Source organism: Piscicoccus intestinalis NBRC 104926 (assembly GCF_001515525.1).
Lineage (GTDB): Bacteria > Actinomycetota > Actinomycetes > Actinomycetales > Dermatophilaceae > Kineosphaera > Kineosphaera intestinalis.
The window spans coordinates 33,575-41,634 of the sequence record NZ_BCNQ01000029.1 but is presented as its reverse complement, the minus strand read 5'-3'; the positions used below and the strand labels follow the sequence as shown (position 1 = coordinate 41,634).

Below are 8,060 nucleotides of genomic sequence, written 5' to 3'. Positions count from 1 at the left end.
CGCCCGAGGTCTCGCTCGCGCCGGGCGGATCCGAGGTCGACCCCGACGTCCTGCCCGAGCCCGACGAGGCTGCTGACGACACCGAGGACACCGAGGACATCGACGAGGCTGAGCCTGCCGAGGACGCCGAGCCCGCCGCCGACGAGCCCGAGCCCGCCGAGGAGGAGGCCGAGGAGGTCGACCCGGCCGAGGAGCTGCGCCGCCAGCTGCGCTTCGCCGAGGGCGACTGGTACGTCGTGCACACCTACGCGGGCTACGAGAACCGCGTCAAGCAGAACCTCGAGCAGCGCGTCACCTCGCTGAACATGGAGGAGCACATCTTCCAGACCGAGGTGCCGATGGAGCAGGTCACCGAGATCAAGAACGGCCAGCGCAAGGTCGTGCGCCGCGTGCGCATGCCCGGCTACGTGCTGGTGCGCATGGAGCTCAGCGACGAGAGTTGGGGCGCGGTGCGGCACACGCCGGGCGTCACCGGCTTCGTCGGCAACACGTACTCGCCGGTGCCGCTGAGCCTCGACGAGGTCTTCTCGATGCTCGCCCCGCAGGCCGAGACCGCCGCCGCCGAGAGCGCGGGCACGGCCGCCGCGGCCTCGACCCCGTCCAGCGGCCCATCGGCGCCCGCCCTCGAGTCCGACTACTCGGTCGGGGAGTCGGTCACGGTCATGGAGGGCCCCTTCGAGACGATGCCCGCGACGATCTCCGAGGTGCTGCCCGAGAGCCAGAAGCTCAAGGTGCTCGTCTCGATCTTCGGCCGCGAGACGCCCGTCGAGCTGGCCTTCAACCAGGTCGCCAAGATCTGAGTCGCCACGATCTGAGCCGGTCTGCGGGCGTGCCCGCACGCCGGACATAATCTCGGCGCGGCCCGTTCGCGCCGCGAATAAAGACGCGGGGGGATGCGTTTCCTCCCGCATGCAACCGGGTCATCGCCCACGGCGTCGGCCCACGACGAAGAAAGAAGGCTCATGCCTCCCAAGAAGAAGGTCTCCGGCTACATCAAGCTGCAGATCCAGGCCGGTGCGGCCACCCCGGCTCCGCCCGTGGGTCCGGCGCTCGGTCAGCACGGCGTCAACATCATGGAGTTCGTCAAGGCGTACAACGCCGCGACGGAATCCCAGCGCGGCAACGTCATCCCGGTGGAGATCACGGTCTACGAAGACCGCTCGTTCACCTTCGTGACGAAGACCCCGCCCGCCGCCGAGCTCATCAAGAAGGCCGCCGGCATCCCCAAGGGTTCTGGCGAGCCGCACAAGACGAAGGTCGCCAAGCTGACGCAGGAGCAGGTCCGCGAGATCGCTCAGCAGAAGCTCGAAGACCTCAACGCCCACGACCTCGACCAGGCCGCGAAGATCATCGCCGGCACGGCTCGGTCGATGGGTGTCACGGTGGAGGGCTGACGCACTCGACCGGCGGTGCGCGGGCACGGCTCGCGCACCGCGGTGGGAGGGTCACGCGCTGACCCGCACCACAACTCCACACAACAGTGGGCGATTGCGCCCGCGAGAATCACCAGGAGAGATCATGAAGCGCAGCAAGGCCTACCGGGCCGCTGAACAGGAGATCGGCGAGGGAACGAGCTACTCGCCGCTGCAGGCCGTGCGCCTGGCCAAAAGGTCGGCGACGACGAAGTTCGACTCGACCGTCGAGGTCGCGTTCCGGCTCGGCGTCGACCCCCGCAAGGCCGACCAGATGGTGCGCGGCACCGTCAACCTGCCGCACGGCACCGGCAAGACGGCCCGCGTGCTCGTCTTCGCGACCGGCGCCAACGCCGAGGCCGCGGAGGCCGCGGGTGCCGACTACGTCGGCTCCGACGACCTCATCGCCAAGGTGCAGGGCGGCTGGCTCGACTTCGACGCGGTCGTCGCCACCCCCGACCTCATGGGCAAGGTCGGCCGCCTCGGTAAGGTGCTCGGCCCGCGCGGCCTCATGCCGAACCCGAAGACCGGCACCGTGACCATGGACGTCACCAAGGCCGTCGGCGACATCAAGGGCGGCAAGATCGAGTTCCGCGTCGACAAGCACTCCAACCTGCACTTCATCATCGGCAAGGCGTCGTTCGACGAGAAGTCGCTGGTGGAGAACTACGGCGCGGCGCTGGAGGAGATCCTGCGGCTCAAGCCGTCGGCGAGCAAGGGTCGCTACATCACCAAGGCGACGATGACGACGACCATGGGCCCCGGCATCCCGCTGGACTACAACCGCACCCGCAACCTGCTGGTCGACGACGAGGCCTGAGCCCGACCCGCGACCGGCCCGCGAGGGCACGACGCGCAGGACACACGGACGATACGCACAAACGACGGCCCGCCCCGCACCCGCGGGGCGGGCCGTCGCGTGTGTCAGGCGAGCCCGAGCATCGTGCGGGCGAAGCCGCCGGGGTCGTGGTAGGGCCAGGAGTGCCCGGCGCGCGGGATCGTCACGCGCTGCCCGTCGGCGAGACCGAGCGCGCGCCACGAGTTCGCCTCGACCGGGCTGACCAGCACGATCGCCCGCTGGTTCGCAGGCGCCACGGCCGCGGCGCCGGCGGCCACGTAGGTGCCGACGGACAACCCGACGAGCAGGTCGACGGGCGCCCCGCTCAGGTCGTCGGCGAGCTCCCGGCTCAGCTGCTCGACCGACTCCCGCCCGCTCCAGGCCGGCGGGCGGTACAGGCGCACGTCGGCGCCCTGGGAGCGGAGCCGGTCCACGGCCGGTTCGAGGTAGCGGCGCACGGCCAGGCCGGGGACGACGACGATTCGGGGCACCCGCACATCCTCGCCCCTGGCCCGGCCGGGAGCGGATTTGGCCGCGCGTCGGGCCGTCCCGTACCCTGGGGGAGACCCATGACCGCCGGTTGTCGGGCCGAGTTCGCGACAGCGAGCCGGGCCTCGACCGAAGTGCCCCACGAGGGGCGACCAGCGCAGGCCACGAAACTCCACACCGCTCGGCCTCCTGGCCGGTCGTGTGTTCTCGAGCTCCCGTGCCCTGCGCCGGGAGCTTTTCTCATGGGGTCGGGGTGCCGGCATCGAATTCTCAAGGAGGCCCCATGGCAACGCCCGCGAAGCAGGCAGCCATCGCCGAGCTCACGGAGCTGTTCCGCGAGTCCGGTGCGGCCGTTCTCACCGAGTACCGCGGCCTGAGCGTCGGGCAGCTCTCGGAGCTGCGCACGTCGCTGCGCGCCAACGGCTCCTACTCGGTCGTGAAGAACACGCTGACTCAGATCGCCGCGAAGGAGGCAGGTGTCACCGCCTTCGACGGGCACCTGACCGGCCCGTCGGCGATCGCCTTCGTCACCGGTGACCCGGTGGAGGCGGCCAAGAGCCTGCGTGACTTCGCGAAGGCCAACCCGCTCCTCGTCATCAAGGCCGGCGTTCTCGACGGCAAGGCGATGAGCGCGGAGGAGATCACCAAGCTCGCCGACCTGGAGTCGCGCGAGGTTCTGCTGGCCAAGCTCGCCGGTGCCATGAAGGCCAAGACGAGCCAGGCCGCCGCCCTGTTCCAGGCGCCGCTGAGCAAGACGGTCCGCACCGTCGAGGCCCTGCGCGCCAAGGTCGAGGAGGCGGGTGGCGCCCCCGCGCCTGCCGCCGCCGAGACCACCGACGTCGCCGCGGGTGGCGACGAGGGCTGACGCGCGAGCGCAGCCTGCGATTCATCAACTGCCACTCACGGCATAGCTAGGAAGGAAGCCATCATGGCCAAGCTCAGCAACGACGAGCTCCTCGACGTCTTCTCCGAGATGACGCTCATCGAGCTTTCGGAGTTCGTCAAGGCGTTCGAGGAGAAGTTCGACGTCACCGCCGCGGCCCCGGTCGCCGTCGCGGGTGCCCCCGCCGCCGGTGGCGCGGGCGGCGACGCCCCCGCCGAGGAGGAGAAGGACGAGTTCGACGTCATCCTCGAGTCGGTCGGCGACAAGAAGATCCAGGTCATCAAGGAGGTGCGCGCCCTGACGAGCCTCGGCCTGAAGGAGGCCAAGGACCTCGTCGACGGTGCCCCCAAGCCCGTCCTGGAGAAGGCCAACAAGGAAGACGCGGAGAAGGCCAAGGCCGCCCTCGAGGGCGCCGGCGCCACCGTCACCCTCAAGTGACGCGCTGACTCTCTCGCGTCCAGCAGGCGCACACCCCGGCGGGGGCCACGGACATGTCCGTGGCCCCCGCCGTCGTCCGTACGGGCAATTCGTCGCGCCGAGATGCACACACCCGGCGCACACAAAGCTTGACCTGGCGCTCGACTGGGCAGGACACTGAGCGAGCAGGTTCGACCGGCTCAGGCCACGGGCTGCGGCGCCGATCGGAGTCGATTAGACTCTCGCGCGCCTCACGGGTATGCTGTCGCTTTGCGCTGCCTATGCTCCCTGCTCGCGTCGAGCCCCCCGACCCGTCACATGCGCCAATCCCTTCCGGCCCAGTCCGGGGATCACTGTGACTTCGCTGGTCAGGGGCGCCTCTGCGAGGTAGAGCGAGCATGACGGCAGGCGAACCGCCGTTCAACCCAGGCCTCTGGAAGGACCATCCTTGGCTGCCTCGCGTACCGCGACCCAGAAGATGTCCAGTGCTATCACGGCCTCCGGCCGTGTGTCTTTCGCGAAGATCCGCGAACCCCTCGAAGTGCCCGACCTGTTGGCGCTTCAGACGGAGAGTTTCGACTGGCTGCTCGGTAACGAGCGTTGGCAGGAGCGGGTGGCCCTGGCCATCGACGAGGGGCGCGACGACGTTCCCGAGCGCTCCGGTCTGGAGGAGATCTTCGAGGAGATCTCCCCGATCGAAGACTTCTCCGGCTCCATGTCCCTCAGCTTCCGAGACCACCGTTTCGAGGAGCAGAAGTACTCGATCGACGAGTGCAAAGAACGGGACATGACCTACAGCGCTCCGCTGTTCGTCACCGCCGAGTTCATGAACAACACCACGGGCGAGATCAAGAGCCAGACGGTGTTCATGGGCGACTTCCCGCTGATGACCGAGCGGGGCACGTTCATCATCAACGGTACCGAGCGCGTCGTGGTGTCCCAGCTGGTCCGCAGCCCCGGCGTGTACTTCGAGCGCACCCCCGACAAGACCTCCGACAAGGACATCTACTCGGCCAAGGTCATCCCGAGCCGGGGCGCGTGGCTGGAGTTCGAGATCGACAAGCGCGACATGGTCGGCGTGCGCGTCGACCGCAAGCGCAAGCAGTCGGTCACGGTGCTGCTCAAGGCCCTCGGCTGGAGCGACGCCCAGATCCTCGAGGAGTTCGGCGACTACGACGCGATCCGGCAGACCCTGGAGAAAGACTCGACCACGGGTCAGGACGACGCCCTGCTCGACATCTACCGCAAGCTGCGCCCGGGCGAGCCGCCGACGCGCGAGGCCGCGCAGGCGCTGCTCGACAACCTCTACTTCAACCCCAAGCGCTACGACCTGGCCAAGGTCGGCCGCTACAAGGTCAACAAGAAGCTGGGCATCGAGGCGGGGCTCGGCGAGTCGACGCTCACCGTCGACGACATCGTCGCGACGATCAAGTACCTCGTCGCGTTGCACGCCGGCCAGGAGACGATCCCGGGCCGGCGCCGCGGCGCCGACGTCGAGCTGCGCGTCGAGACCGACGACATCGACCACTTCGGCAACCGCCGCCTGCGCAACGTCGGCGAGCTCATCCAGAACCAGGTGCGCACCGGCCTGAGCCGTATGGAGCGGGTCGTGCGTGAGCGCATGACCACCCAGGACGTCGAGGCGATCACGCCGCAGACCCTGATCAACATCCGCCCGGTCGTGGCCAGCATCCGCGAGTTCTTCGGCACCAGCCAGCTGAGCCAGTTCATGGACCAGAACAACCCGCTCGCGGGCCTGACCCACAAGCGCCGCCTGTCGGCGCTGGGCCCCGGCGGTCTGAGCCGCGACCGCGCCGGCATGGAGGTCCGCGACGTCCACCCCAGCCACTACGGCCGCATGTGCCCGATCGAGACCCCGGAAGGCCCGAACATCGGCCTCATCGGCTCGCTCGCCAGCTACGGGCGCATCAACCCGTTCGGCTTCGTCGAGACCCCGTACCGCAAGGTCGAGCACGGCAAGGTCTCCGACCTCGTGCACTACCTGAGCGCCGACGAGGAAGACGAGTTCGTCATCGCCCAGGCCAACGCGCCGATCGGTGAAGACGGCTACTTCGTCGACGACCGCGTGCTCGTGCGCTCCAAGGGCGGTGAGTCCGAAGACCTCCCGGGCGTCGACGTCGACTACATGGACGTCTCGCCGCGCCAGATGGTCTCGGCCGCCACCGCGCTCATCCCGTTCCTCGAGCACGACGACGCCAACCGCGCGCTCATGGGCGCGAACATGCAGCGGCAGGCCGTGCCGCTGGTGCGCTCCGAGGCGCCGTACGTCGGCACCGGCATGGAGTACCGCGCCGCGCTCGACTCCGGTGACGTCGTGCGCGCCACCAAGGCCGGTGTCGTGGAGTCGGTCTCGGCCGACGTCGTGACCGTCGGCAACGACGACGGCACGCACGTCTCCTACCGGATCGCCAAGTTCATGCGCTCCAACCAGGGCACCAGCTACAACCAGCGGGTGCTCGTCGACGAGAACCAGCGCCTGGAGGTCGGCGACGTCATCGCCGACGGCCCGGCCACCGACGGCGGCGAGATGAGCCTGGGTCGCAACCTGCTCGTCGCGTTCATGCCGTGGGAGGGCTACAACTACGAAGACGCGATCATCCTGAGCCAGCGTCTCGAGCAGGACGACGTGCTCTCCTCGATCCACATCGAGGAGCACGAGGTCGACGCGCGCGACACCAAGCTGGGCCCCGAGGAGATCACCCGGGACATCCCGAACGTCTCCGAGGAGGTGCTGGCCGACCTCGACGAGCGCGGCATCATCCGCATCGGCGCCGAGGTCCGCGACGGCGACCTGCTCGTCGGCAAGGTGACCCCCAAGGGTGAGACCGAGCTGACCCCCGAGGAGCGCCTGCTGCGCGCGATCTTCGGCGAGAAGGCCCGCGAGGTGCGCGACACCTCGCTGAAGGTGCCGCACGGCGAGACCGGCACGGTCATCGGCGTCAAGGTGTTCGACCGCGAGGAGGGCGACGAGTTGCCGCCGGGCGTCAACCAGCTCGTGCGCGTCTACGTGGCGAACAAGCGCAAGATCACCGACGGCGACAAGCTCGCCGGCCGGCACGGCAACAAGGGCGTCATCTCCAAGATCCTCCCGGTCGAGGACATGCCGTTCCTCGAGGACGGCACACCCGTCGACGTCGTGCTCAACCCCCTCGGTGTGCCGGGCCGCATGAACATCGGCCAGATCCTCGAGATCCACCTCGGCTGGGCCGCCAGCCGCGGCTGGGAGATCGCCGGCGACCCCGACTGGGCGGGCATGATCCCCGACGACGCGCGCTCGGCCCCGGCCGGCAGCCGCGTGGCCACGCCGGTGTTCGACGGCGCCAAGGAGGAGGAGATCACCGGGCTGCTCGACTCGACGCTGCCGACCCGCGACGGCGAGCGGCTCATCGGAGCCAGCGGCAAGGCGCGCCTGTTCGACGGCCGCTCCGGTGAGCCCTACCCCGACCCGGTCAGCGTCGGCTACATGTACATCCTCAAGCTGCACCACCTCGTGGACGACAAGATCCACGCCCGCAGCACCGGCCCGTACTCGATGATCACGCAGCAGCCGCTGGGTGGTAAGGCGCAGTTCGGTGGCCAGCGCTTCGGCGAGATGGAGGTGTGGGCCCTCGAGGCGTACGGCGCGGCCTACGCGCTGCAGGAGCTGCTGACGATCAAGTCCGACGACGTCACCGGCCGCGTCAAGGTGTACGAGGCCATCGTCAAGGGCGAGAACATCCCCGAGCCGGGCATCCCCGAGAGCTTCAAGGTGCTCATCAAGGAGATGCAGTCGCTGTGCCTGAACGTCGAGGTGCTCTCCTCCGACGGTCAGTCCATCGACCTGCGCGAGCCCGACCAGGAGGTCTTCCGGGCCGCCGAGGAGCTGGGCATCGACCTGAGCCGGCGCGAGCCGAGCAGCGTCGAAGAAGTCTGACGACCACATCCGGTGCGCCGGCGGCAGCCCCGCCGGCGCACCACACCGAATCGTGTTGACCACAAGTTTGTGAAGCGAGAGAGAGAC

7 protein-coding genes are annotated in these 8,060 nt (G+C 69.0%); 6 read left to right on the top strand and 1 reads right to left on the bottom strand.

The window, feature by feature from the left end; genetic code table 11:
• Positions 1-50 precede the first annotated feature (50 nt).
• From nusG to rplA, 3 genes are all read left to right on the top strand, one after another.
• Positions 51-800: a transcription termination/antitermination protein NusG gene (nusG, locus tag PINTE_RS07115; RefSeq protein WP_084343341.1), complete on the top strand. Its 750-nt coding sequence runs from the start codon at positions 51-53 to the stop codon at positions 798-800.
• Positions 801-962: 162 nt separating this feature from the next.
• Positions 963-1,394 carry a 50S ribosomal protein L11 gene (gene rplK, locus PINTE_RS07110; RefSeq protein WP_068427910.1) on the top strand — a complete coding sequence of 144 codons (432 nt, stop codon included), beginning with the start codon at positions 963-965 and terminating at the stop codon, positions 1,392-1,394.
• A 124-nt stretch (positions 1,395-1,518) separates the two neighbouring features.
• Positions 1,519-2,232, top strand: coding sequence for a 50S ribosomal protein L1 (gene rplA / locus PINTE_RS07105; protein ID WP_068427907.1), 714 nt, complete (start codon positions 1,519-1,521; stop codon positions 2,230-2,232).
• Between the two features lie 104 nt (positions 2,233-2,336).
• Here the strand turns inward: rplA and PINTE_RS07100 are convergent, their stop codons facing one another.
• The gene (locus PINTE_RS07100; protein WP_068427904.1) at positions 2,337-2,741 is read right to left on the bottom strand and encodes a hypothetical protein; all 405 of its coding nucleotides are present in this window, start codon (positions 2,739-2,741) and stop codon (positions 2,337-2,339) included.
• A 281-nt stretch (positions 2,742-3,022) separates the two neighbouring features.
• Between PINTE_RS07100 and rplJ the strand changes: the two genes are divergently transcribed.
• The 3 genes from rplJ to rpoB all read left to right on the top strand — a co-directional run bounded on the left by rplJ (position 3,023) and on the right by rpoB (position 7,973).
• The gene (gene rplJ / locus PINTE_RS07095) at positions 3,023-3,604 is read left to right on the top strand and encodes a 50S ribosomal protein L10 (protein ID WP_068427901.1); all 582 of its coding nucleotides are present in this window, start codon (positions 3,023-3,025) and stop codon (positions 3,602-3,604) included.
• Between the two features lie 63 nt (positions 3,605-3,667).
• Entirely contained in the window at positions 3,668-4,060 is a 393-nt protein-coding gene (gene rplL, locus PINTE_RS07090; protein ID WP_068427898.1) for a 50S ribosomal protein L7/L12, read from the top strand.
• A gap of 427 nt (positions 4,061-4,487) precedes the next feature.
• The gene (gene rpoB, locus PINTE_RS07085; RefSeq protein ID WP_068427895.1) at positions 4,488-7,973 is read left to right on the top strand and encodes a DNA-directed RNA polymerase subunit beta; all 3,486 of its coding nucleotides are present in this window, start codon (positions 4,488-4,490) and stop codon (positions 7,971-7,973) included.
• Positions 7,974-8,060: the final 87 nt, after the last annotated feature.